This is a genomic window from Dyella sp. SYSU CM1112, from assembly GCF_058216415.1.
Genome location: NZ_JBZEGI010000021.1, coordinates 20,705 through 46,250, shown reverse-complemented (window position 1 = coordinate 46,250; position 25,546 = coordinate 20,705). Strand labels below are relative to the sequence as shown.

Annotated in this window: 23 protein-coding genes; 18 read left to right on the top strand and 5 right to left on the bottom strand. The window is 59.6% G+C overall.

All coding sequences use genetic code 11. The annotated features are described in order from the left end of the window. Positions 1-31: 31 nt before the first annotated feature. From AC4HNJ_RS20285 to AC4HNJ_RS20275, 3 genes are read left to right on the top strand one after another with little or no spacing between them, the layout of a single operon-like run. A complete protein-coding gene (locus AC4HNJ_RS20285; protein WP_490481428.1) occupies positions 32-3,325 on the top strand; it encodes an efflux RND transporter permease subunit in 3,294 nt (1,097 codons plus the stop codon). A gap of 13 nt (positions 3,326-3,338) precedes the next feature. Then, complete coding sequence (locus AC4HNJ_RS20280) at positions 3,339-4,502, top strand: efflux RND transporter periplasmic adaptor subunit (RefSeq protein ID WP_490481427.1); 1,164 nt, start codon at positions 3,339-3,341, stop codon at positions 4,500-4,502. 17 nt (positions 4,503-4,519) lie between these two features. Further along, positions 4,520-5,971: an efflux transporter outer membrane subunit gene (locus tag AC4HNJ_RS20275; protein WP_490481426.1), complete on the top strand. Its 1,452-nt coding sequence runs from the start codon at positions 4,520-4,522 to the stop codon at positions 5,969-5,971. Between the two features lie 195 nt (positions 5,972-6,166). Here AC4HNJ_RS20275 and AC4HNJ_RS20270 read toward each other — a convergent pair whose 3' ends face one another. Next, entirely contained in the window at positions 6,167-6,355 is a 189-nt protein-coding gene (locus AC4HNJ_RS20270; protein ID WP_490481425.1) for a hypothetical protein, read from the bottom strand. Positions 6,356-6,641: 286 nt separating this feature from the next. Between AC4HNJ_RS20270 and AC4HNJ_RS20265 the strand changes: the two genes are divergently transcribed. From AC4HNJ_RS20265 to AC4HNJ_RS20255, 3 genes are all read left to right on the top strand, one after another. Next, positions 6,642-6,851: a hypothetical protein gene (locus tag AC4HNJ_RS20265; RefSeq protein WP_490481424.1), complete on the top strand. Its 210-nt coding sequence runs from the start codon at positions 6,642-6,644 to the stop codon at positions 6,849-6,851. Between the two features lie 130 nt (positions 6,852-6,981). Next, entirely contained in the window at positions 6,982-7,359 is a 378-nt protein-coding gene (locus AC4HNJ_RS20260; protein ID WP_490481423.1) for a hypothetical protein, read from the top strand. A gap of 110 nt (positions 7,360-7,469) precedes the next feature. Further along, entirely contained in the window at positions 7,470-7,694 is a 225-nt protein-coding gene (locus tag AC4HNJ_RS20255) for a hypothetical protein (protein WP_490481422.1), read from the top strand. 52 nt (positions 7,695-7,746) lie between these two features. Here AC4HNJ_RS20255 and AC4HNJ_RS20250 read toward each other — a convergent pair whose 3' ends face one another. Then, positions 7,747-8,040 carry an XAC0095 family protein gene (locus tag AC4HNJ_RS20250; RefSeq protein WP_490481421.1) on the bottom strand — a complete coding sequence of 98 codons (294 nt, stop codon included), beginning with the start codon at positions 8,038-8,040 and terminating at the stop codon, positions 7,747-7,749. Positions 8,041-8,173: 133 nt separating this feature from the next. Here AC4HNJ_RS20250 and AC4HNJ_RS20245 point away from each other — a divergent pair, with 133 nt between their 5' ends. From AC4HNJ_RS20245 to AC4HNJ_RS20200, 10 genes are all read left to right on the top strand, one after another. Beyond that, on the top strand, positions 8,174-8,533 hold the full coding sequence (locus AC4HNJ_RS20245) for a helix-turn-helix domain-containing protein (RefSeq protein WP_490481420.1): 360 nt from the start codon (positions 8,174-8,176) through the stop codon (positions 8,531-8,533). Between the two features lie 147 nt (positions 8,534-8,680). After that, on the top strand, positions 8,681-10,342 hold the full coding sequence (locus tag AC4HNJ_RS20240) for a PQQ-dependent sugar dehydrogenase (RefSeq protein ID WP_490481419.1): 1,662 nt from the start codon (positions 8,681-8,683) through the stop codon (positions 10,340-10,342). 174 nt (positions 10,343-10,516) lie between these two features. Continuing rightward, positions 10,517-11,908, top strand: coding sequence for an NfeD family protein (locus AC4HNJ_RS20235; protein WP_490481418.1), 1,392 nt, complete (start codon positions 10,517-10,519; stop codon positions 11,906-11,908). Next, a complete protein-coding gene (locus AC4HNJ_RS20230) occupies positions 11,905-12,654 on the top strand; it encodes a slipin family protein (protein ID WP_490481417.1) in 750 nt (249 codons plus the stop codon). The genes AC4HNJ_RS20235 and AC4HNJ_RS20230 overlap by 4 nt, the downstream gene beginning before the upstream one ends. A 98-nt stretch (positions 12,655-12,752) precedes the next feature. Beyond that, positions 12,753-12,917 (top strand): hypothetical protein, encoded by a 165-nt coding sequence (locus AC4HNJ_RS20225; RefSeq protein ID WP_490481416.1) that lies wholly within the window; start codon positions 12,753-12,755, stop codon positions 12,915-12,917. Between the two features lie 144 nt (positions 12,918-13,061). After that, on the top strand, positions 13,062-14,333 hold the full coding sequence (gene folC / locus AC4HNJ_RS20220) for a bifunctional tetrahydrofolate synthase/dihydrofolate synthase (RefSeq protein ID WP_490481415.1): 1,272 nt from the start codon (positions 13,062-13,064) through the stop codon (positions 14,331-14,333). An 87-nt stretch (positions 14,334-14,420) separates the two neighbouring features. Then, entirely contained in the window at positions 14,421-15,389 is a 969-nt protein-coding gene (locus AC4HNJ_RS20215; protein ID WP_490481414.1) for an SPOR domain-containing protein, read from the top strand. Between the two features lie 28 nt (positions 15,390-15,417). Further along, a complete protein-coding gene (locus tag AC4HNJ_RS20210; RefSeq protein WP_490481413.1) occupies positions 15,418-16,020 on the top strand; it encodes a CvpA family protein in 603 nt (200 codons plus the stop codon). Between the two features lie 7 nt (positions 16,021-16,027). Then, the gene (purF, locus tag AC4HNJ_RS20205) at positions 16,028-17,503 is read left to right on the top strand and encodes an amidophosphoribosyltransferase (RefSeq protein ID WP_490481412.1); all 1,476 of its coding nucleotides are present in this window, start codon (positions 16,028-16,030) and stop codon (positions 17,501-17,503) included. Between the two features lie 156 nt (positions 17,504-17,659). Beyond that, a complete protein-coding gene (locus AC4HNJ_RS20200) occupies positions 17,660-18,469 on the top strand; it encodes a ferritin-like domain-containing protein (RefSeq protein WP_490481411.1) in 810 nt (269 codons plus the stop codon). Between the two features lie 246 nt (positions 18,470-18,715). Here the strand turns inward: AC4HNJ_RS20200 and AC4HNJ_RS20195 are convergent, their stop codons facing one another. Both AC4HNJ_RS20195 and AC4HNJ_RS20190 read right to left on the bottom strand, forming a co-directional pair. Next, the gene (locus AC4HNJ_RS20195) at positions 18,716-19,477 is read right to left on the bottom strand and encodes a class I SAM-dependent methyltransferase (protein WP_490481410.1); all 762 of its coding nucleotides are present in this window, start codon (positions 19,475-19,477) and stop codon (positions 18,716-18,718) included. Between the two features lie 41 nt (positions 19,478-19,518). Next, the gene (locus tag AC4HNJ_RS20190) at positions 19,519-20,493 is read right to left on the bottom strand and encodes a transporter family protein (protein WP_490481409.1); all 975 of its coding nucleotides are present in this window, start codon (positions 20,491-20,493) and stop codon (positions 19,519-19,521) included. Between the two features lie 166 nt (positions 20,494-20,659). On the opposite strand from AC4HNJ_RS20190, the gene pdxR reads away from it, so the two are divergent. Together pdxR and AC4HNJ_RS20180 are read left to right on the top strand one after the other, a co-directional pair. Beyond that, a complete protein-coding gene (gene pdxR, locus AC4HNJ_RS20185) occupies positions 20,660-22,153 on the top strand; it encodes a MocR-like pyridoxine biosynthesis transcription factor PdxR (RefSeq protein ID WP_490481408.1) in 1,494 nt (497 codons plus the stop codon). A gap of 794 nt (positions 22,154-22,947) precedes the next feature. Next, on the top strand, positions 22,948-23,841 hold the full coding sequence (locus AC4HNJ_RS20180; protein WP_490481407.1) for an AidA/PixA family protein: 894 nt from the start codon (positions 22,948-22,950) through the stop codon (positions 23,839-23,841). Between the two features lie 116 nt (positions 23,842-23,957). On the opposite strand, the gene AC4HNJ_RS20175 is transcribed toward AC4HNJ_RS20180, so the two are convergent. Beyond that, the gene (locus AC4HNJ_RS20175) at positions 23,958-25,343 is read right to left on the bottom strand and encodes a DUF418 domain-containing protein (protein WP_490481406.1); all 1,386 of its coding nucleotides are present in this window, start codon (positions 25,341-25,343) and stop codon (positions 23,958-23,960) included. Positions 25,344-25,546: the final 203 nt, after the last annotated feature.

Genomic DNA, 25,546 nt, shown 5'->3' with positions numbered 1-25,546 from the left:
GCCTGCCAGGCATGCTCGGACGATCTGTCCCATGGCGAGCCGCCTTCATGCCATCCAGGCAGATCGAGCATCAGAAGCGCTGGATGCTCCAGTGCCGGCAGCGGGGTTGGATATGTGGATCGTTCATTTGGCCTTGCGTCGGCCATACACCTTCATCGTCTTGGCCTTGCTGTTGGCCCTCATCGGGCCGCTGATGATTCTGCGCACGCCGACCGACATCTTCCCGAACATCAATATCCCGGTGCTGAGCATCGTGTGGTCGTACAACGGTTTCTCGGCCGATGATATGGCCAATCGCATCACCACGCCCTACGAGCGTGCGCTGACTTCCGACGTCGACAACATCGAGCACGTCGAGTCACAAACCGTGAATGGCGTGGCGGTGGTCAAGGTGTATTTCCACCAAGGCGCGGACATCAATCGTGCGATTGCGGAAGCGGCGTCGAGCGCGCAATCGATTCTCCGCGTGTTACCGCCGGGAACTCTGCCGCCGCTGGTGATTGCCTACAACGCCTCCACGGTGCCGATCCTGCAGCTGGCGCTTTCCAGCCATACGCTGTCCGAGCAGCAGCTTTACGATCTGGGCAATAACTTCATCCGCACGCGGCTGGCCACCGTGCAGGGTGCCGCCATTCCGTTGCCGTTCGGCGGCAAGGTGCGGCAGATCATGGTCGATATCAACACGCAGGCGATGCAAGCGCGCGGTCTGTCGCCGCTCGATATCGTCAATGCGGTGAATGCGCAGAACCTGATCCTGCCTGGCGGCACCGCCAAGATCGGCGCGCTGGAGTACAACGTCACCATGAACGGCAGTCCGGCTTCCGTGGCAGGGTTGAACATGATGCCGGTGAAAGCCACGCCGGGCGGCGTGATCTATCTGCATGACGTGGCAACCGTACGGGACGGCTTTGCGCCGCAAACCAATATCGTGCGTGTGAACGGCACGCGTTCTGCGTTGCTGCAGATCGAGAAGAGCGGGGATGCGTCGACGCTGGATATCATCCGCAACGTCAAGCGCATGCTGCCGGCGATTGCGGCTGGCTTGCCCAAGGCGCTGCAGATCAAGCCGGTTTCCGATCAATCGGTGTTTGTCAGCGCGGCTGTGTCGGGCGTGGTGCGCGAAGGGCTGATCGCGGCCGGGCTGACGGCGATGATGATTCTGCTGTTCCTGGGCAGCTGGCGTTCGACCTTGATTATCGCCATCACTATTCCGCTGTCGGTGATGTCGTCGCTGATCGCGTTGTCGGCACTGGGCCAGACTATCAACATCATGACGCTCGGCGGCCTCGCGCTGGCGGTGGGTATCCTGGTGGACGACGCGACCGTGGCGATCGAAGCGATCAGCCACCATCGCGAGATGGGTAGGCCACTGATGGATGCCATCATCGATGCTTCCGCGCAAATCGCCTTGCCTACGCTCGTGTCGACGCTATCGATCTGCATCGTGTTTCTGCCGATGTTCCTGCTGTCTGGTGTGGCACGTTATCTGTTCGTGCCGTTGGCCGAAGCGGTGGTGTTCGCGATGCTGGCTTCGTACTTCTTTTCGCGCACGCTGATCCCGACCTTGGCGATGTATATGCTCAAGCGCGAATCGAGCGACACCGATGATGGGCAAGGGCGCTTCGCCGCACTGCGTCGGTTCCAGCAGCGCTTTGAACAGGGCTTCGAAGCGCTGCATATCAGGTATCAGATTTTTCTTGGCAAGGCCGTCGCCCAGCCCAAGCGCGTGGCCTTGACCTTCGCTGTCGTGTGCGCTGGCTCGCTGTTGTTGATTCCGGTGCTGGGCAGGGATTTCTTTCCCACCTCCGACACCGGCGCCATTCGCTTGCATCTGCGTGCGCGTACCGGCACGCGCATCGAGCAGACTGCACGTTTGGTGGATGTGGTGGAGCGACGCATACGCAGCCTGATCCCGCCATCCGAACTCGGCACGGTGTTGGACAACATTGGTTTGCCGATCAGTGGCATCAACATGACTTACGACTCGTCCTTGCCGGTGGGTTCGTCCGATGCCGATATTCTGATCAGCCTGAAGGCGGGTCACCGGCCGACCGATACTTACGTGACGCTATTGCGCGATCGCCTCAATCAGGATTTCCCGGGTGTCACGTTCTCGTTCCTGCCGGCGGACATCATCAGCCAGACCTTGGATTTCGGTTTGCCGTCGCCGATCGATGTGCAGGTGGTCGGCAACGCCAAGGCCGGGAATCGCAAGATCGCGGAATCGCTGCTGAGCGCATTCCGCAACGTGCCGGGCCTGGTCGATCCGCGCATCCAGCAGCCGGACGACGCGCCGGCGATCCATGTGGATGTGGATCGGGTCAAAGCGATCGAGGCCGGCTTCCCGCAGCGCACGATTGCCCAGGATGTGTTGATCGCGTTGTCCGGCAGCTCGCAGACGTCGCCCAATTTCTGGCTCAATCCCAAGAACGGCGTGAGCTATCCGCTCATGACCGAGTCGCCGCAGTACACCATCGATTCATTGCAGGCGCTCAGCAATATCCCGCTGAGTCGCGCTTCGGCTGTCGATGCACCGCTACAGGGCAGGGTGCTGCCGATTCTTGGTTCGCTCAGCACGCTGTCGCGCACTTCGCAGGATGCGGTGGTATCGCACTACAACGTGCAGCCGGTGATCGATGTGTTTGCCGGTGTGCAGGGCCGCGATCTCGGTGCGGTGGCCAGCGATGTGGATCGCCTGGTCAAGCGGGCGCGCATGCAGTTGCCGCCGGGTTCAAGCATCGTGGTGCGTGGCGAAGTGCAGACCATGCAGTCCTCGTTCTCGGGACTGCTGATGGGGCTTGTGTTTGCGGTGGTGCTGGTCTACGCCTTGATGGTGGTCAACTTTCAATCGTGGACCGATCCCTTGGTGATCATCAGCGGCTTGCCGGGTGCCTTGGCCGGCATCACCTGGATGCTGTTCGTCACGCGCACGACGGTAAGCGTGCCAGCATTGACGGGGGCGATCATGTGTATCGGCATCGCCACCGCTAATAGCATCCTGGTCGTAAGTTTTGCGCGTGATCGTCTGGCGCAGGGCGCCATGCCACTGCAGGCCGCGCTCGATGCAGGCGGCAGCCGTTTTCGTCCCGTATTGATGACGGCGCTGGCGATGCTGATTGGCATGTTGCCGATGGCGCTAGGACTGGGCGACGGCGGTGAACAGAACGCGCCGCTGGGGCGTGCCGTGATCGGCGGACTGATGTTTGGAACTGTGGCGACCCTGGTGTTCGTGCCGGTGGCGTTCGCCGCCGTGCATACCTGGTTTCGCGCACGCCATCCGGCGGGTGATTCCGACGCCTCTGCATCCGTGCCTGCAGCGACCTGATTGGAGCAAGCTCATGTCTACTGTTGATTCCACGATTCACGCCACCCGTTCACGACGACTGTTGTGGGTGCCTGCGGCGATGGTATGCGCCGCCTTGGCTATCGGCGGCTTGCCTCGCCTGACCGCGCATTCCAGTGTTTCGCGGCAAACGGCGTTGCTGAGCGAGCCGACCGTTTCGGTTGTCGCGCCGACACGCGCGCCCGCGCAGCAGGCGCTGGTACTGCCGGGCGAGATCGAGGCGTATCAAGAGGCGCGTATTTATGCGCGCACCAGTGGATATCTGCGTCGCTGGTACACCGATATCGGCACGTATGTGCAAGCGGGGCAGCTGTTGGCAGAGATCGAATCGCCGGAAGTGGATGCCGAACTCGCACAAGCCCGTTCGGACGCTGCCATGGCATCGGCCAATTACCAGATTGCGAAGATCACGGCGGCGCGCTGGCAGGAAATGCTCAAGCGCAACGCGGTGTCGCGGCAGTCTGCGCAGGAGAACGTGAGCATCATGAAGGCCAAGCAGGCGACATGGGCCGCTGCGCAGGCAAACGTTACCCGACTGGAACAATTGCAGTCGTTCGAAAAGGTGTATGCGCCGTTCAAGGGTGTGATCACGGTACGCAATATCGATACAGGTGCGCTGATCGACGCTGGGAACGGCGGTGCGCCGGCAGCGTTGTTTGCCTTGGCGGAGACGGATCGCTTGCGTGTATTCGTGAACGTGCCGCAGGAGGATGCCGCGCATGTCGTGCCAGGTACAAGGGCGACGTTGACGCTGCCGCAGTTTCCTGGACGTTCGTTTTCCGGAACGGTTGCGCGTACTTCCGGAGCGATCGATCCAGCCAGTCGCACACTGCGTGTGGAGGTCGATCTGGATAATCCGGATGGCACGCTAATGCCCGGCGCATTTGCGCAAGTCAGATTGATGCTGCAAACCGATCATCCCGGCTTGTCGTTGCCGACCAATGCGCTGCTGTTCCGGCCGCAGGGTGTGCAAGTGGCTGTGGTCGATGCGCAAGGTGTCGTGCAATTGCGCACGGTGACGCTGGGTCGCGATTTCGGTATGCGCGTGGAGATTGGTAGCGGCCTGCAGGGTGATGAGCAGGTAATCGTCAATCCCAGCGATGCGATCAGCGCAGGACAGACGGTGCACATCAATCGTCATCCGGCCACGCCGGTCTGAGTCGCGCGGAGACAATAATGCGTACGTGCAGCCGTCCACTGAAAATCGCTTCTACTTTGCTGGCAGGCGTGAGCCTTGGATTGATGGCGGGATGCACGCCGGGGCCGGCTTATGTGCGTCCTTCAATCAGCGTGCCCCAGCATTACAAGGAAGCTAACGATCCCCGACGGATCGCCCCGGGATGGGTGGCTGCACAGCCTAAGGACGATGCAAGCCGCGGCATGTGGTGGAAGGTGTTCGACGATGCCACGCTGGACCAGCTCGAAGCCAAGGTCACCCTCGGTAACCAGACGATCAAGAAGAGCGTGGCCGACCTGCAGCAGGCGAGGGCGATGGTTGGCGTGGCGAGGTCTTCGTATATGCCGTTCGTGACGGCCGGGGCTGGCGCGAACGTCAGTCACACCTCGCAAAATGTGGTGGGGCGGTCATTGGCCGGACGTACGGTGCAAGACTATGCCGCAGGTATCACGGCTTCGTGGGAACCGGATCTGTTCGATCGCATCGGGCATGAGGTTGATGCAGCCAGCGCCCGCGCGCAGGCGAGCGAAGCCGATCTGGCATCGGTCAGTTTGAGCATGCACGCGGAGCTCGCGCTGGACTACATCGACCTGCGCGAGCTGGATGCGGAAACCGCACTGATGCAGCAGATGGTGGCCGATTACACACAGGCGCGATCATTGGTGCAGACACGCTTCGATGGCGGCATTGCTTCGCAATCGGATCTGGCCGAAGCGCAGACGCAACTGGATGTCGCCAAGGCGCAGCTTATCGATCTCGGCGAGGCGCGCGCGCAGTATGAGCACGCCATAGCCGTGCTGATGGGCGTGCCGCCGGCGGATGTCACGCTTGCACCGGATGCGACATCCCTGCCGCTGCCGCAGATTCCCGCAGGCGTGCCTTCGACACTGCTGGAACGCCGTCCGGACATCGCAGCGGCGGAACGTCGCGTCGCGGCGGCTAATGCCGATGTCGGCGAGGCGACGTCAGCATTTTTCCCTGATCTGGTGCTTTCTGCGACCGGCGGATTCGAATCATCAAAATTTACGCAGTGGGCGATGTTGCCGAGCCGCTTCTGGGCGATCGGACCTGCACTGGTCGGCACGTTGTTCGATGGCGGTCGCCGACGGGAGCAATTGTCGGCTGCGCAGGCTGCCGAAGAGGGAGCGGCGGCCGATTACCGCCAGACGGTGCTCAGTGCGTTCCAGGACGTGGAAGACAATTTGTCATCCCTGCATGTATTGGCCAGTGAAGCCATCACGCAGCAGCATGCGGTCGATGCTTCCACGCTTGCCGCACAACTGGCGATGACGCGCTATCAGGATGGTGCGACGGACTACCTCGAAGTGATGTCCACGCAGAGCGTCAATCTCACCCAGCTTCGCAGCCAGGTCGATCTGTCGCGCCGTCGGCTTGAGGCCGATGTGCGCTTGATCAAGGCATTGGGTGGGGTGTGGGATGCAGGCGGATAGTCGCGCATCTGGCACAGATGGCACGTGTTGAGTGCGTGAGATAGAAGCACCGTGACGAGTGTGTCTCTCGCCTCGGGCTTCTCCCTGGATGAGGGATGGGGTTTGCACAGCGGTCCATCCTTTTTGAGCAGACGCGAGGCAACATCATCAGAGAAGCCGATGACGTCTATGCACGAATCGCCGGTCCTGCCCGCGTCAGGCGGATGCTGCCTGCGGGTTTTCTTCCAGTGCGGTGATTTTCTGCAGGCTTTCGGCCGCCTCGAAGGCGACGCGCCGCGGCCAGCTGTCTTCAATATGTTCGGCAACCAGACACGGTTCACTGGCACGGCATTGCGGACAAGTGAGGTTGTGCAGCATCAGTTCTTGGATGACCGAGGTGGTCATGGCTCAATCCCCTGTGGAAGCGTGTAGCGGCTGCCCTGGTAGGAGCATGAGGTCCGCTGGCAAGCTATCGGCCAATGGCGCACTGACTTGAGAGGACGTCGGCGAAGTCATGCATCTCCCCGGGGTAACGCAGCAGCGGATAGCGCGGTCCATATGCTTTGCGAGGCGGGCGTCAACGAGCAGTCGCCAGATAGTGAAAGCGAGATCTGTCAGTTCGCCCAGTCAGCGCACATTGGTCGCGCGGCTTTACGATCGATGCCACACCTGCTGCTTCGGGAGTTGCGACATGATCAAACCAATGCTTGCAAGCATGATGATCGTTACCTGCGTGGCTCTTGCTGCGTGCGGCGGTTCGAAGACCATCGTGAAAAACGAAGACTCGTGCGGCAAACAGCTGACGGATCTGCAAAACGCCTTGAACACGGGGGCCATGAGCCAGTCGGAATACGATCGGGCGCGCAGTGAGGCGATCCACCGTTGTAACCACGATCACTGAGCGCGCATGAAAGAAAACGGCGCTCGCATCGCGGACGGGCGCCGCCGGGGTAAAAAAATCCTGCGAGGTAGGACGGGCATGAGATATGCATGATTTCCGGCAGGTCTTGAGTACCCGCAGGTAGGTAGCCATGAAGATGATGCGCTTCGATGAACTGGCCAAGGAGGCGGTCGCGTTTTTGCTGTGGCTGGGGGCCGTGATGTTGAACATGGCCGCTGCACTCTGGTTTGGTTTTCAGTGCTTGAAATGGCTGCATGATGGATATTGGACCCATCAGCCGCCGGTGATGGCCTGGATCGGCAATGTCTGTCCGGGAGCGTGCGCCTTTGTGAACAATCCGCACTCCTGGTATGGCGCGGCCAAGCTTGCGCGTTTGTTGTCGGAGCTTCCGAGCGGAGTGGGCTTGGCGCTGCTCGGCGTTGTCCTGGGTGTACTCAGCGTGTCAGTTTCTGACCATCGTCCACGGGCACCCCGTGTCACCCGGGCACAGCGGCACACTTCTTTTTGAACTGTACCCGGGCCGCATGGGGCGCCTGCTGAAAGATGGCGCGTCATTTCAATCGAGGGTGTGGGTTCTCTTACACTCCGTGGATTGAAGTCCATGGGCGAGAGTGCGACATGCGTTCGGATCAGCAGTTTGGCGAATATCGCGGTATCAAGTTCGAGCACGAATACAACGGTGGCAACGACTCCCGCAGCGGGCTCATCTTCTTCCCCGATGACCCTCGTCGCCACGTGATCGCAACGGGTGGCCCCGAGCATTGGGAAGCTGAAGCGAAAGCCTTGATCGACCGCTATTTCCACGACATCGATATCGAGCCGGACGACGATTCCGAGGCCTGAGCGCCTGACCTCAATGTCGGGAAACCCTGCAGGTCAGGCGACTCCGTTGCGCCTAAGACCCCGAATGGTCTCCATGGGGAAATTCGTCATCGGTCGTTGTATCGGCCCCGGCCTGATCCATCGAGCCTACGATGCTATCCAGCCGGCGCGCCAGGCTGCCGAAGCAGCGAGAGAGCTTGGTGTGGTGATCGGCCTGTGCGGGTTCGTGGGTGGCGCGGCGGGTGGCGAAAGCGGACAGCAGGCGCAATTCGTTCCGGATCTGGCAGAGCACCTGATATTGCTCGCCGGCGATGTGATAGCAGGGGTTCAAGCGGGCTGGGGAGGGGTTATGTGGATTTCCTGCCACGGTGGTCTCCATGCAAGGGTTTGCGATGGGCCCAGTCTAGACTTTTCCGTCAGACGGAAAACGAGTAAAAAGACGAATTTCGCGTATCCATAAATCGGATAATAACGTCATCGCTCGCCTACAGAGAGCGATGATGAAGAGGAAGTCCATACACTCCCCGGAGCATCGGGAATTGGTGACGCTGCTGTGCGATTTGCGGCTGCAGGCGGATTTGTCGCAGACCGAGGTCGCGCAGGCGTTGGGGCGTCCGCAGACGTATGTTTCCGCGGTCGAGGTCGGGCGGCGCGGTATCGATTTGTTGCAAGTGCGTGAATTCTGCTCGGTCTATGACATCAGTTTCCCGCAATTCGTCGAGCGCTATGAGAAACGTCTCAAAGCTGCCACGAGCGAGACTCGGCCGCCGAGGTTGTCGCCGCGCAAACGCGGCACTGCAAAGGCGACTTCCAAGAGCAAGGGGCGCGCTGCGAAGGACAAGAGCAGCAAATCGAAATGAGCACGGCTGGCCAGGTAATCGGGCAAGTTTTGCGTAGCATCGTGCATCCAACTGTGACATCGAAGCGCTGACAATCTGCTTCGAACTGCTATGTGTGCCGAGGGGTGGGTACCGTGGCGTCTTGATGGTTTCGAATGGGAGCAGCTCATGGCAAAGCATTCTTTGGCACGGCCCGGATTGGCGTGGCTCACCCTGGCCGGTGGCCTTGGTGTGCTGGCGACGGGCATCAGCGGAGCAGCCGATACGCAGGGGTTTCACGGCGCGCCGAGCACGGCCTCTTCACAGGCCAATCCCTATCACGGCCAGGCTGCGATTCATGCAGGCGCCACCTTGTATGCCGAACATTGCGCCAGCTGCCATGGTCTGCGTGGGCAAGGCAGCGGCAATATTCCAGCATTGGCGCAAGGACCTACGCAGCAGGCCACGGATGGGTCCGTGTTCTGGTTCATCACGCAAGGGTCGGTCGCCAACGGCATGCCTTCGTGGGCCTCGTTGCCGGAACAGCAGCGCTGGCAGATCGTGTCGTATTTGAAGGTGATGTCCAAAGTGAAGCCTGCCCCAGTCGCGGAGAACACCGCCATGGGTTCGCCGATTACCGCGCCGCCCCCCACTGCGCCGTTCACTGATTTCCGCTACGAGGCACCCGGCAAAGTGCGCAAGATCACGGTGAATGATCTGCCCGCACCTTACGCCACCCACTCGGCGAGCAATGGTCCCGAGATCAGTCCGCGTCCCGTTGGTGTCATGCCCAAGGCGCTGCCGGGCTTCAAGGTCAATTTGTATGCGGAAGGGTTGGATACGCCGCGTGTGATTCGCAAGGCGCCGAATGGCGACATGTTCGTCGCGGAAAGCGGCTCTGGCCAGATTCGCGTGTTTCGCGGCATGACGGCGGATGGCAAACCGCAGCAGACATCAGTATTCGCCACGCATCTCAATCGACCTTACGGCATCGCGTTCTATCCGCGTGGGCCCCACCCGCAATGGGTGTACATCGGTGACACGGATGCGGTGCTGCGCTTCCCTTATCGGAACGGCGACCTGAAGGCGCGAGGCGCGGCCGAACATATTGCGGACTTGCCGCACGGCGAAGGACATTGGACGCGCGACCTGGCGTTTTCGCTGGACAGCAAGACCCTGTTCGTTTCGGTCGGTTCGGCTTCCAACGTCAACGATCCGGATACCTCGCCGGCCGAGAAAGATCGCGCCGACATCCTGGCCTTCGATCCGGACGGTTCGCACATGCGTATTTACGCATGGGGGATACGCAATCCATCGGGCATTGCGGTCGATCCAAAGAGCGGACAGTTGTGGACCACCGTCAACGAACGTGATGGATTGGGCGACAACCTGGTGCCCGACTACATTACTTCCGTGCGCAAGGGCGGCTTCTACGGCTGGCCGTGGTGGTACATGGGGGGACATCAGGATCCACGTCACGAGGGCAAGCATCCTGAGCTAAAGGACAAAGTGATTACGCCGGACGTGCTGCTGCAGCCGCACAACGCTTCCCTGCAAATCACCTTCTATGAAGCCAGCCGCTTCCCGAAGGAATACGACGGCGACTTGTTCGCGGCCGAACATGGCTCCTGGAACAAGGCGACGCGCGTGGGCTATGAAGTCATCCGCATTCCGCGACATCACACCGGCAAGGCCAGCGGCGAATACGAGGATTTCCTGACCGGTTTCGTCTTGCCGGATGGGCGTGTGTGGGGACGGCCGGTAAGCGTGGCGACGGCTCCCGATGGCTCGTTGCTGGTCACGGACGATGGATCGAATTCCATCTGGCGCGTGGATTACGTAGGCCACTGACAAAAGATGCGAAGAAGGTGCAGCGAGATATCCCACCGATGGTCTCGCTGTGCGGCCCAGGTTTTCGCCGTTTCGCGCGACAAGGGCACAGCCTGGCCCGCAAGCGTAAACTCTCCTCTGTAGCTGCCACTTACGGCGGTTGCGTGGTGCGCATGGGGCCGAGGAGGCCGCGACATGTCACGGAGAGGATGGATGGTATGGGGCGCCGCCGCATGTGCGGTTATGGCATTGATGTGGACGCGCGTGGCATCCGAAGCGCCGACTGCACCTGCAAGGAGCGCTGCATTTGTCGCGCGAGTGCAGTTGATCGGTCCGATCGGGCCGGCCGCCGCCGAGTACGTCGATGACGCGATCCGCCAGGCAGGACGCGATGGGGCAACGGCCATCGTGCTGCAAATGGACACGCCGGGCGGTTTGCTCGAATCGATGCGCGACATCGTCGCGGAGATTCTCGCTTCCCGCGTTCCTGTGCTCGGTTATGTTGCGCCCCCTGGCGCACGCGCGGCGTCCGCAGGCACTTACATTCTTTATGCATGTCCGTTGGCGGTGATGGCGCCCGCCACCCATTTGGGCGCTGCCACGCCGGTCGAGCTTGGCGTGGTTTCGCCGGCTCCGGGCAAATCGGTGGAGCAGGGTGCCGAAGGACATGCGGCCACGGATGCCGAAGCGCAGAAAGTGCTCAATGACGCGATTGCGACCATCCGTTCGCTAGCGCAGATGCATGGCCGGAACGCGGCCTGGGCGGAGCAGGCCGTGCGCGGCGCGGCGACGCTGACAGCAAGCGAAGCGGCAACGCAACATGTGATCGACTTTGTCGCTGCCAATACGGACGATCTGCTGGCGCAAGCGGATGGTCGTACGGTGCGTGTCAACGGCGGCACCGTCACGCTCGCCGTGCGTGGCTTGCCAGTGCGGGACTATCTGCCGAACTGGCGCGCGCGTTTTCTTGGCGTCATTACCAATCCGACGATCGCCTACGTGCTGCTTCTGGCGGGCATCTATGGGTTGATCCTGGAAGCGTTTCATCCTGGGTCGTTTTTCCCCGGCGTGAGTGGAAGCATCTGCCTGTTGATCGGCTTGTATGCCTTGCATCTGTTGCCGGTGAGTTATGCCGGGCTGACCCTCATGGCATTGGGTATCGCTTTGCTGCTGGCCGAGGCGTTCCTGCCGACGGCGGGTGTGCTTGGCATGGGCGGCGTGGTCGCCTTCATGTTGGGATCGGTCATGTTGTTTCGCCGGGATGTGCCCGGCTACGCCGTCGACGTAGGGGTTATTGCAGGCGTCGGCTTTTGTGCGGTCGTCATACTGGCCGGATTGCTGCGGCTGGTGATGCGGGCACGGCGTGCCCGCACAGTAGAAAGTGACGAGCGTATGCTGAAAAACACAGGCGAATTGCTCGAAGCGGTGGCAGCAGGCGGTGAAAGCTGGGCCCGCATCGGTGGCGAGCGCTGGCGCGTGCATAGTCATCAGGCGCTTCCCGCGGGGGCGCGAGTCCGTGTGATCGCCCGTCAGGGGTTGCTGTTACGGGTAGATGCTGAAGGTTTCAGCGAAGGAGAGTCTTCATGATGGGTTTTGTGGGTGTCGTCGTACTGTTTGTGATCGCGCTGCTGTTTTCGTCGATCAAGGTGTTGCCGGAATACCAGCGTGGCGTGATCCTGACCCTGGGGCGTTACACCGGTATCAAGGGGCCTGGCCTGGTGATCCTGGTGCCGATGGTGCAGCGGATGAGCCGGGTGGATCTGCGTGTGACGGTGATGGATGTGCCGCCGCAAGACGTCATCTCGCGCGATAACGTTTCGGTGCGCGTCAACGCGGTGGTGTATTTCCGCGTGATGGAGCCGGACAAATCGATATTGAATGTGGCGGACTTTTTCCAGGCCACCAGTCAGCTATCGCAGACCCGTTTGCGTTCGGTGCTCGGCCAGCACGAGCTGGATGAAATTCTTTCGCAGCGCGATTCGATCAATCGCAGTTTGCAGCAGGTTCTGGATGAGGCAACGGATCCGTGGGGTATCAAGATCACCAATGTCGAGATCAAGGACGTAGATCTCAATGAGACGATGGTGCGCGCGATCGCCAGGCAAGCGGAAGCCGAGCGTGAGCGGCGTGCCAAGGTGATTCATGCCGAAGGCGAGCTGCAGGCGTCGGAAAAGCTGCGCGATGCGGCGGCGATGCTGGCGCAACAACCGCAGGCGTTGTCGCTGCGCTATTTGCAGACACTGGCCAGCATGGCGAGCGTCGGACAGTCGAACACGATCGTGTTTCCGCTGCCGCTCGATCTGTTGAAGCCGCTGTTGGACAAAGGCGCGTGACGTCTGTCAGATGCGATCGGTGACGGCTGCGCCTGCCGTGTGCGCAAGCCTGGGCGGATGATCTCTCCCGCACCAGAGAGGTGCGGGAGGATCCGATCATGAGCACCATCAACGATACGCGCAGCACACTGGACAAATACATGCCCTGGCTGATCGGGCTGGCGGCGGCATTCCTGGCGGGCAAGGCGCTGAAACGCACATTTTGGACAGTGTTCGCCATGTACTGGGCGTTGCACGCGACTGGGATGCATCTGCTCGGCTGAGCCAGCTGGAAAGGATGGCGATCGAGCGGCAGGCGGGCACGCTACAGCGTTGCCCGCGCTGCGTGGTTGCGGCGATTCCGTCAAGGATTGTGTGAAAACGCCGCCGCCCTTATGGTGCGCGAGCCCGACACCCGGAGTCTTGCGTTGAAGCCCACCAATCTTGCCGAATGGCTGGAATACCAGCAGCGTCTTCATGCGCTGGGTGTTGATCTTGGTTTAGACCGGGTGCGCCAGGTGTGGCAGCGCATGGGGGCGCCCCGATTGGCGCGAAGCGTGATCACCGTGGGTGGCACCAACGGCAAAGGTTCAACCGTCGCCTTCCTGGAAGCCATGCTGGCGGCGGCTGGCCAGCGCGTGGGGTGCTACACCTCACCCCATCTCACACGCTACAACGAGCGTATCCGTATCGAGGGTGCTGACGTCGATGACACATCCCTGGTCGAAAGCTTCGAACGCATCGAGCTCGCGCGTGGCGATATCTCCCTGACCTATTTCGAATTCGGCACGCTGGCGGCGTTCGATTTGTTCGCACGCGCCGATCTCGACGTGGCGGTATTGGAGGTCGGGCTGGGCGGTCGTCTCGACGCCGTCAATCTGGTAGATGCTGACGCGGTGATCGTCACCACGGTGGATCTGGATCACGTGGAATGGCTAGGTCCCGATCGCGATAGCATTGGCCGCGAGAAAGCCGGCATTGCCCGTCGTGGACGGCCGGCGATCATTGGTGAGTCCGATCCGCCACGCGGTCTGCTCGATGCGCTTGCCTTGGAAGGTGCGGCGATCGAGCGTGCCGGTCACGACTTTTTCGTCGAGCACCATGTGCAGCACTGGTGCTGGCGCCATTGCGACGGCACTGCGTTGACGTTGCCCAACCCCGAATTAGCCGCGCCGGTGCAATATGCAAACGCCGCCGCAGCCATCGCTGTGTTGCACGCCTTGCAAGCGGTGCCGGTGTTGGCGCTGGAGCGCGTGGCAACCGTAGGCATGCATGTCGCCCGTGCACCGGCGCGATTGCAGTCGCTAGGCGGTGATCCCGCCTTGATCGTGGATGTCGGACACAATCCGCAGGCGGCACGTGCGCTGGCGGAGTGGCTGGATAGGCAGGAAGGTGGTCGTGTACATGCCGTGTACGGCGCGCTGTCCGATAAAGATGTGGGCGGCGTGATGGCGGCGCTGGGTTCGCGCATCGCACATTGGCATCTTGCCGGTCTGGAGCAGGATACGCCACGCGGCTTGCCCGCTGCCGTGCTGGCGGGCGTACTGCGCGAGGTCCTGCCGCATGCCCGCTTTGATAAGCATGACAATGTACGTCAGGCATTGGCCGCCGCGCGTGGGGCGGCACGCCATGGCGGACGCATTCTTGCGTTCGGTTCCTTTTTCGTGGCATCGGCCGTCTTGGCGGAAGCCGGCGGCTGAATCGCTCTTTTCGTTTTGTCATGTGAGGGCGCGGGGCCGGGTATAATCCGCGGCGTCATATACAAGCTGGTTTGTCTGGAGTTCATTTTGAACACACGCCTGTTGGGAGCTGCCGTCCTCGTTGCGCTGGCAATCCTGTTCGTGCCGATGTTCTTTTCCGGCAAGCCGCCGTCGACGAACACCGATCAATCGGTTCCCCTGACGATTCCGGCAGCGCCTGATCGCGATCTGCAAACCAAAACGATGAGCCTGACCGGGACGGCGACGCAGCCTAATGCTGGTGCGGCCGTATCGCCGCCTACCTCGACAGCGCCGAACGTAGCAGGCATGACACCGGTTGATACGGCGGCTGCCGCTCCCGGAAGCACGGCAGCGACGCCGGTGATCCCCGGCCCAACTCAACAGCCGTCCTCATCCCGTCCCGAAATTCCTGCGATACCCCCCAAATCGGCAGTGATGGCGGCGAACCGCCCGGTCATTGCACCGCCGCCTACACCCACAGCCGCTCCGGCGTTGCCGCCGGAAACCGCGGCGCGGGGGATTTATGCGATCAATTTGAGCGCGTATGCGCCGGCCGGCGCACATCGCCTGATGGAGCGCGTGCGCGCCTTGGGTTATCCGGTTCGAGGCCAGACCATCCAGCGCGCGGGCAAGATGCTGACGCTGGTGAGCGCAGGGCCGTTCGAAACGCGCGCCCAGGCTGAATCGGCACGGCTAAAGATTGCCCAGACCGTGCCGGGAGTGCCGGCGCGACTGGAAAGCGGTGCGGTGACACCCTCTGGCGACATGCCCGCTCCGGCGGCCGGATCGCCGGTCAGAGCCGGTGGCTGGGCTGTGCAAGTGGCGGCGATGGGTAACCAGGCCGATGCGCTGGCCTTGCGCGACAAGTTGCGCGCCAATGGTTTCGATGGATTCGTGGATTCGGTGAATGCAGGCGGTAAGCATTTGTGGCGTGTGCGCGCGGGGCCGCAGACCCAGCGCAGCGATGCCGTATCGTTGCGCGACCAGATCAAGGCCAAGCTTGGCCTTGATGGCAACGTCGTCAGTGCCAACTGACGCGCGCTGACAGGCCGGAAGCGAAACCGTGAACGCGGTCGACCTCATCATTATTGCGGTATTGGTGCTTTCGGTCCTTGTAGGGCTATGGCGCGGCCTCATATCCGAGGTGCTGGCGCTGGCTACCTGGATCGCGGCTTTTTGGGTGGCTTGGACATACGGCCCGGTGGTTTCAGCGCATTTTGAACGGTCGATCGAGACGCCGATCTTGCGAGTGTTGCTGGGCTATGGTCTGTGCTTCATCGCCGTGCTGATCGTTGGTGCGCTGGTGCGTTTCGCGATTCATGCGCTGGTAGACGGCACGGGGCTGGGTGGCACGGATCGCTTGCTTGGCATGGTTTTCGGTTTTGCGCGTGGCCTGTTGCTGGTGACGCTGCTGGTTTTCCTGGTGAACCTGACGTCGTTTGCGCATGAACCCATGTGGCAGCAATCGACGTTGCTGCCGCAGTTCAAGGGTCTGGCGGCGTGGTTGGAACAGGAAATGCCACCGAACGTGCGTGAGCACTTGCGTCCAGAGAATCTGCCGGCGCATTTGCCAAACGTGTTGCCGATCAGTATCCCGGCGCACGGTTCTTCTTCACCGGCTGCAGCTTCGAGCGCGGCTGGTACAACGCATCACAGTAACGGGTAGCAGCACCATGTGCGGAATCATCGGCATTGTCGGTACCACCGAAGTGGCATCGGCGCTTTATGACGGCCTGACCGTCCTGCAGCATCGCGGACAGGATGCCGCCGGGATTGCCACTGTGGATGGCGCCCGGCTTCGGCTGCACAAAGAAAACGGACTGGTGCGCGACGTCTTTAACCAGAGTTCGATGAATCGTCTGCGCGGACGCGTCGGCATCGGTCACTGCCGTTATCCCACGGCCGGTTCCGAAGGGGCTTCCGAGGCGCAGCCGTTCTACGTGAACTCGCCCTACGGCATCGCCTTCGCGCATAACGGCAATTTGGTAAATACCGAAACGCTGCGGCGCGAGATGTTCGAAGACGATCGCCGGCATATCAATACGGATTCCGATTCGGAGATCCTGCTCAATGTGCTGGCGCACGAGCTGCAGATCCAGGATCGGATGGCGCTGACGCCGGATCACATCTTCAAGGCGGTCGCGGGAGTGCATGCGCGTGCACGCGGCGGTTATGCCTGCCTGGCGCTGTTGCTTGGCTATGGCTTGCTCGGCTTTCGCGATCCCAACGGCATTCGTCCGCTGGTGCTGGGTGAACGCGTTACAGCCGAAGGGCGCGAGTACGCGCTCGCTTCTGAGTCGGTGGCGCTGGATATCCTGGGCTTCAAGCGCCTGCGTGACGTCGCACCGGGCGAAGCCGTCTTCATCACCAATGACGGCCAGCTGCATACGCGCATGTGCGCGGAGGGCGCCGTGCATGCGCCGTGCATTTTCGAATATGTCTACCTGGCGCGCCCCGATTCGATGATTGAAAACGTATCGGTGTACAAGGCGCGTCTGCGCATGGGCCAGAAGCTGGCCGAGAAAATCCTGCGCGAGCGGCCCGACCACGGCATCGATGCGGTCATTCCCATTCCGGATACCGCACGCACCGCGGCCAGTGCGCTGGCCGAAATGCTGGGTGTGCCGTTCCGCGAAGGCTTCGTCAAAAACCGCTATATCGGCCGTACCTTCATCATGCCGGGGCAGGGCGAGCGCGTGAAATCCGTGCGCCGCAAGCTCAATCCGGTGGAACTGGAATTCCGCAAGAAGAACGTGCTGCTGGTGGATGATTCGATCGTGCGCGGTACCACTTCACGGCAGATCATCCAGATGGCACGCGATGCAGGCGCCAGGAACGTCTTCTTCGCTTCGGCTGCGCCGCCGGTGCGTTATCCGAACGTGTATGGCATCGACATGCCGGCTGCGGCGGAACTTGTCGCGGCAGGTCACACGGTTGCCGAGGTGGAAAAAATGCTCGGTGCCGATTGGCTCATCTACCAGGATCTGCAAGACCTCATCTGGGCGGTGCAGGACGGTAACGAGAATTTGAAGCACTTCGACACCTCCTGCTTCTCCGGTGAATACATCACGGGTCTCGACCAGCATTACCTGCAGCAGATCGAGATGCTGCGTTCGGATGACGCCAAAGCCGCGCGGCGGAGCGCGTAGTTCGAACGCTGGTGCAATGCCGTTGTGCGCGTGACGGGCTTTCAATAGCAAGGCCCGTCACGCGGAAATCCCGAAGAGTGACATGGGTCCTCGCTGGTGGGGGATCTATGTCGTCGCAGGTCAAGGCGAGTTGAAACTGCTTATAGTGCCCTCGACATGACTGACCTCCATGCTGCCGCCAAACGTTGTCTCGATGCTGCCGACCCGGCAGAAAAGCTCCGGCTTACGCATGCAACCTGGGAGGCCTTGCAGTCTGGTGCATGGCATCCTGATCCTGCGTCGCCGATTCCGCAGCCCATCACCGCGCCAGGGCGCCCCTTGCGTCCGCAACTGGTTCCGCAGCGCCAGGTGCCACATCGTGGGCTTGGTACGCCCGAGGGTCGCGCTGCATTGGTGCATGCTGTTGCGCATATCGAATTCAACGCCATCAATCTTGCCTGGGATGCGGTATATCGCTTTCGCGGCATGCCAGCCGATTACTATCGGGACTGGGCTCGTTGCGCCCATGATGAAGCGCGCCATTTCGCTTTGCTTTCCCATCGGCTTGCCGAGCTGGGGCATGTCTATGGCGATTTCGATGCACACAACGGCCTATGGGAAATGGCCGAGAAAACCGCGCATTGTGATACGGCGCGCATGGCACTAGTTCCGCGCGTACTGGAGGCACGCGGGCTGGATGTTACCCCGGGCATGATCGAACGCCTGCGTGCCGTCGGTGATGATCAAACGATTGCTATATTGGAAGTCATTCTGCGCGAAGAGGTAGCCCACGTTGCGGCAGGTACGCGTTGGTTCCGCTGGTGCTGCGAGCGAGATGGCCTCGATCCGCGTGAAACTTTCCTCGATCTGGTGCGTGATTACATGGGGCGCAACTTGCGCGGTCCCTTCAATCGATCTGCGCGACTGCAAGCAGGCTTCGACGCCGCCGAACTCGATCAACTCACCGCACTGGCGCTCGCGTCATAGCACCTACGCCTCGACTCATTCTCAAACTGCCTGAAACCATTCCTCCCCCAGGTGAAGTAGGAGCGGAATGGGGTAAAGCGAATCTCGCGTTGAGTTGCGGTATGGCGTGCAAGCAGCCCCAGCCCGTCGGGTTGCTGTTGCGTAGCCGCCATGCGGCAGCACGTGGCTTGACCTGATGCGCTACGCACTACCACCTGACGGTTACGCAACAGCAACGCGAGCTACGCCCATCGGGTAAACAGGCCCCTAAGGCTTGCGGAATTTATAAATAAACTTGTCCGTCCTGCCTTTGATCGAAGCATTGAAAATCGGCAGCGTGTGATTGTCCGCAGGATTGTGCAGCACGTCGCTCTTGCCTACGAATACGAATCCCGCCGCGGTCACTTCTGCTTTCACGACAGCCGGATCGATCCGATGGAGGGTGTTGGTTTCCGTAACACCTGCGCCCGCCGCCGCGGCGTGATCCAGCACGATATAGAGGCCGCCTGGTTTCAGCGCATCGAAAATCGCCTTATTGATGCGTGCCATATCCGGCGACCCCATAAATGGATCATGCAGGTCGTGATAGTTTTGCGACGTCCAGACCATGTCCAACCCTTTGGGCAAGTTCAAAGCGCCAATGGGCTGCACCATCACCGTGACGTTCCGATAAGCGGGTGTGCCTGCGAAGCGATGCAGACTTTGCAGACCTTTCGGCGCAACCTTATCCATTTCGGCGGGCTGCACGGCATAAACCACACCCTTGGAGCCGACGATCTTGCTGAAAAGACGCGTGTAATAACCCGCGCCGGGCATCAGGTCCACCACCTTGTCGCCGGGTTTGATGCCGGTAAATGTCAACACTTCCGCCGGCTTGCGATGAATGTCCTGCGCACGTTCATTTGCCGGCCGTGCCGGATCAGCTACTGCTGCGCTGATGTATGAAGGAACGCCGGGCGCTGCTCTCAACGGCAAACCTGCCGCCGCAACACATGCGCCGATAGCGGCAAAAAGCATAAGTCGTTTCATTTCTCGCACTCCTCGAATTGCATGGCCCGCGAACAGGGTTCTCAATATACGTAATTGATGGCGATCGCGGGTGTGACAGTGCCTACCGTATGATGGCCACCGAAGATGATACGCGTACCTAGCAGAACCCCGATGGCCGGCGACCAACTGTATTCGATGGCAGGCGCCATGCCGAACGCCGAACTGGAGCCGGAGTCGATACGCAGGTTCTGCGGATAAGGCACATTGCCAGGGTCGACCATGGTCTGCCCCATGACACTTGTATTGTCGTTATGGCTGTAGGTGACATCTGTGGCAAGCACCCAGCGCTCCGTCAGGCTGTATTCCAGGGATAGGTCCGCAAAGAAACCGTGGCCGGGTTTTACATCCCCATGAAATCCCTGTGGCGTGCCATACACGCTTACGCCTTGCACGTGCGCGCTATGCGAAAACGCTTCGGATACGTCGAAGCGCGTGCGAAGTATGCGTCCATTCGGTAGCCAGAAATACATCTGCGAATTGACGGCTATCGTCGTGGTATAGGTGCCGCTACCCAGGCCATTGCTGGGGTGATTATCCAGCCGATCGTAACGTCCAGTAGGCAGCGTTTCCTGCACTTGTATCGCGGTTGTTGGTATCCAGTGGCCCTGGTGAAATTCCGTCAGTCGATATTGGGCTTGCAAGGTAACGTCACCCACGCCAACGCCTGCCGTGTTGGGTCCATTGTCGACGCGGTTATACCCAAATACGGGAATCACACCGACTGACAGGCGATTGGCAAGCCCATAAAGGATGTAAGTACGCGAGCCGAAGCTATCCGTGCCTGTGCTGCGAATATCGTAGAGATACGGCTCGAACAGGAAATGCCCGGGCGGAAGTGTTTCAGCCGAATTGGCCAGCATCGGCCCCGTCCACCAGACATCGCTCATCGATTGCTGTGCAGCCGGTAACGTCGGAGTGGTTTGTGCCCATGCGCCATGGGCAAAGATAAACGTGCAGAGCAGAAAAAGACCTGATGTGCGCGGCTTTGTTTTCATGGAATCCCGGGTAAAGAGCAGCACGATAGGGCTGTCACGTCAGTCACGGCTATCCGGAAATGGCTGGATACTCTCCGCCTGTTTTGGCGCTAAGCTTAGGCATTCAAGTGGTTTGCAAAAATAACCACTTTAATGCAATAAGATATAGCCACTTTGAGGCTGATCGATGAAGCGAATGCCAGCGGGTTTTCTTCCTTCGGTTGCGCTCGATAGCGCGAGCCATGTACCGATGTACGACCAATTGTCCGAGTGGTTCCGCAAAGCCATCGCGGACGGACGCCTGCGGCCGGGACAGCGCGTGCCATCTACTCGCAGCCTTTCGAGGGAACTGAATATTTCTCGTATTCCCGTGCTCAGCGCTTATGAGCAGTTGTATGCCGAGGGTTACCTGGAAACCTTCGTTGGTGCAGGTACATGCGTAGCGCGTGCGATCCCCGACGAAGCACTGAAGCCATCAAGCGTCGCAGAACGCGTGCAAAAAAGCGCGAAACAGAGCGGCCCTCGCATCGTGGCGCAGCGCGTGGCTGCATTGCGCACGCCGCCGCAGACATGGGCCAACAATCAGGGCGCATTCCGTGTAGGGCTGCCTGCGCTGGATCATTTCCCGATGGCAGCGTGGTCAAAGCTGATCAACCGGCATGCGCGCAAACCACCCATCGAGCACATGGTATATGGCAGTTCCATGGGATACGAACCCCTGCGCGAAGCCATCGCCGAATACCTGGGTACAGTCCGCGGCGTACGATGCGACGCTTCCCAGGTTTTGATCACTACCGGATCACAACACGGACTGCAGATCTGCGCGCATGCGTTACTCGATGCGAAAGACCATGTGTGGATGGAAGATCCCGGTTATCCAGGTGCATGGCAGGCCTTCCGCACTATCGGCGCGAAGATTATTCCCGTGCCGGTCGATGACGAAGGCCTGGATGTGGAGGAGGGCGTGCGCCGAAGCCGGCAGGCACGTGCAGCTTATATTTCGCCGTCCCATCAATTTCCCATGGGTTGCACGATGAGTGCCGCGCGACGCATGCAATTATTGAGCTGGGCCACTCGTACCGGCGCATGGATCATCGAAGACGACTACGACAGCGAATACCGCTTCGGTGGCCGTCCACTCGCTTCTCTGCAAGGCATGGATACCGATGATCGCGTGATCTATGTCGGCACCTTCAGCAAGGTCATGTTTCCCTCCTTGCGCGTCGGCTACCTGGTCGTCCCCAACGATCTGATTCCTGCCTTCGCCACCGTCCGCGCCGCATTCGACACCTTCTCATCCGTGCTGTATCAGGCTGCACTCACCGACTTTATTCGCGAAGGCCGATTCGCCCGTCATATTCGCCGTATGCGCGCACTTTATCTGGCGCGAAGAACCGCGTTGCTCGAAGCCATCGATAAATATATGGACGGCCAAATCGAAGTGGTGGGTACCCATGCGGGAATGCAGCTTGCGGCGCTGCTTCCGCAGGGTGTCGATGATGTGTCACTTTCGATCAAGGTCGCCAAGAAGGGGATCTCGGCGAGGCCTTTGTCTATTTGCTATGCGAGGCGTCCGGACCGGGGCGGAGTGATACTCGGCTACTCGGGGGCAGATATGTACGAGATTCATGAGGGGGTGCGTGTACTTCGCACGTGTCTGTCGAGGATAAAGGATTTTTAGTCCACTCATTCGAACTTGGGTCAGGCCTATTGACAGAAATTCCATGCATCCTCAATGTTATTGGCGTTGCTGCGCGCAATGCGCGGCTTAGGAGCATAGGGGAAGGGAATGAAAAGTGTTTGGCAGGAATTCGGTCGCTTCGATTTTTTGGGTAAAAAGATGGAATGGCTGAACATGCTCCACACGCACGTTGTCATGTGCGTGTAATAGACGTGCGAGAAGGCGTGCCAGGAAGCATGGGAAAATTTAAATGATCGACATGCGTGGCGATGGGGTTAGTGATTAAGCCACGCTATGTTGCGGCGAGGGTCGCTAATCGATATATCCTTCAACGCATCAGGCTCCAGCGCCAGGTTTGCATACGTACGCTTGAGGCGTTCCAAGCCCGCCTCGACGTCCGTCAGATGGCGCTGTTTGTGACGCGTCCATGTTGGCGGCTTACTTACTCCTGCAGATGTAGCAGGTGAGTTCACTGATGCCAGGTAAGCCAGAAAATTTTTCCGTCATACAAAGGATTTGTGCGCCTTGGAAAAGGCGCTTGATCGGTATCAAGCCTATCTTTATTGCGTCGAAGATATCGAAGCAAATTATTGCAACGTATCGAAATGGCACGCGCATGCCCGTGTGTGAAGCAATAATCAAGATTTTGTTGAGTTCGTGTGTATAAATATTTTGCGTATTAAAAGACATGGAGATGATTTCGTACCTGAGAAGGTCGAAAACATGTTTCGTTGTTGAACGGATAATTGATATTCGTAATCCTCATAAACTCCCATTACTTGAAGGAGAGCCAAGTGTCGAAGGTGACCGATACGTTGATTGTGATGGATACGGATAAAATCCTCGCCGATCACGGCACAAACGCAAGCGATAGCTACACTCCACTGAATAACGGAGGTCTTGGCTACGTATTTATGGTGGCTCCCTGGCTAAACATTGCAAACCAGGCAAGTCAGGACCAAGCGGGGCAACAGCAAGTGGAAACGTTTCAACAGGACGAAGGTGGAGAAAAATTAAGGCTCGCCCTCAAGGTTGGCGATGTGGCCCGGTTTCGTTCCCAAGCCCTGGTAGGGCCGAGTAGCTACCAGTGCTTTATCGATAAAATCCTCATCAGTTCGCCCGGCGAAAAGAGCATTACCGCTTTTAACCCGGCATGCCGGGCGATAGCCACTACCGAGCTTGATCCTACGGTGCCGCCATTCACCCAATACGCACTAACCCGAGGCCAGGATTATTGCCTGGAAGCAACGACACTTGTTTCGGGAAAGGTGCAATACACCGTTAACTTTTCGATCTATGATGCCAAGTTGCAAAGGCAAGGCGGGTTCAGTTTTCCATCGGACCTTTGGGTCGAAGATGCATTTGGCGCCACGCAGATTATCACCGCATCTAGCCTCACCAGTGCCACGCCAAGTGTCAGCCAAGGCACCAAAGTGTCTTTCGATTACGCCACGCCGGCAGACAAAGTCAACAATTACAACTGGATCGGTATCTACGCGCCGGGTACCCATCCTGGCTATGGTAATTCCGTCAGCTGGAAGTACGCGCCAGACATCATGGGCACATTGACGTTCGATACCTCCAGTCTTGCGCCCGGCACGTACAACGTATGGTACGGCTATGGCAATAGTATTACCGAGCTTGCTGGGCCCGTTGTGTTGACAGTGACGAGCCCAAAAGCTAGTTAGTCAGGGATGCCCCGAATAAATCACTTCGTATCTGCCGCCGCCTTCTGGTACTCCACGTAGCAGGTGGCACCATGTGAGGAATAAATCAGGTATCCCTAGCGACCGAAATATGCCGTTTAATCCGTGGTCGCCGCCACAGTAATGGCTTTCCTGTGAGAGAACATGGGCTGTCGGTGCCAGTAGGTCAGCGAGCGCCAAATCCACTCAAGCGGGCCATAGGAAAATACGCGCAGCCAGAGTGAGCTGGCGACGATATTGAATACCCACACTGCGGCAACTACATAGAGCTCTTGGTAATATTCCAGCGACCCATACCACTTCAGGCTGCTCCATACGAAGAGTGTCTGGCAGATCAGGCTGGTAAGGATGTAGTTGCTGAAAGCCGTGCGCCCCACGGCTTTCAGTGGAGCTACTATGTACCGTACCAAACCACTTTTGAACAGCAGCAGGAGGAATGCCGTATTGGCCATTGTTCCGGCGGCTTGTTCCAGCGTGTAAGGGAGAAAAACCCATTTCATCGTTTCTCCCCGAGAAAAGCCGCTACGGCTGGCCTGCCACAACCCGACGATCACAATGGGCAGGCAAACGGCATATCCCAACAATGCAACCCGAAGATAAGTGCGGGTTGATAGCATCCCGGACAGAAAGCCGATTTTATAGAGGCCCATGCCAATCATCATGCAGCCGACCAAAGGCAGGAATAGCCCGGACCGGAAGTCCGCGATAACCTCGTCCAGGTAGTCATTGGCACGTCTCTGCAGGCCGTCAAGATAGGGCTTCGTGCGCAAGCGTACTGCCTTGGCGGGGGCGGCAGCAGCTTCCTTCTTTGCTTGATTCCATTTCGCGAGACTGTCGATCTCGGCTTGGCTCAGCGTATGGCCCGCTGCCTGATCAACCACGGCCTGCTGATGAAGCGCTTCTGCGCGGATCGCGGCTGGTACGTTGAGATATTGCGCAACGCTCCACGTTCCGCCGATCAACCAGATCGCAAACCCGGTCACGATCAGGGTCCTGGATGCAACGTGACGCAAAGGGTAGAGGAAGAGCAGGGCGCAAAGTGCATAGGACAGGAGTATGTCGCCGCCCCAAATCAAGGTACCGTGTAACAGGCCGAATAGCGCCAGCCATATATTCCGTCGAAGGAAAATATCGGCCGCTGGCTGGCCTTTTCGTTCAAGGCGTTCAGTAAGCAGCACGCAGCCGGCACCGAACAGGATGGAAAACAAGCCGCGCATCTTGGCTTCAAAGAACGCCCACTCGATCATCAGAATGATCATGTCCAGATGGGCATGCCATCCCACGAAAGCGGGCTTCACGGTGCCGATCGGGATATCGTGAAGCGAATGTGGTCCGGAAAAAAGTGCGATATTCAAAACAAGGATCCCGAGCAGCGCGACGCCGCGTAGAAAGTCGAGCGCGGCGATGCGGTGGGTTTCGGGAGTGGGGGCGCTGGCGTATCCAGAGATACTGTATTCAAACGTGCGGATGTGTTGGCTTGCCATGGTGCAGGTATCCCGAGGCATACGAAGTTCGTTGACTGCCAAACCCGGCAAGATCTGGCAATGCTGCTATAGGCGCTAGTTTTTCTGGTCGTGCCTGCATCGGCTAGGCTGAATTGTCTTGTATGGTTGGCGTACCGGTGCAGCCCAATCCTCGCCAACCCTCTCCGGCGGGAGGCGATGTGCTCACGCTTCTGGAACCCATT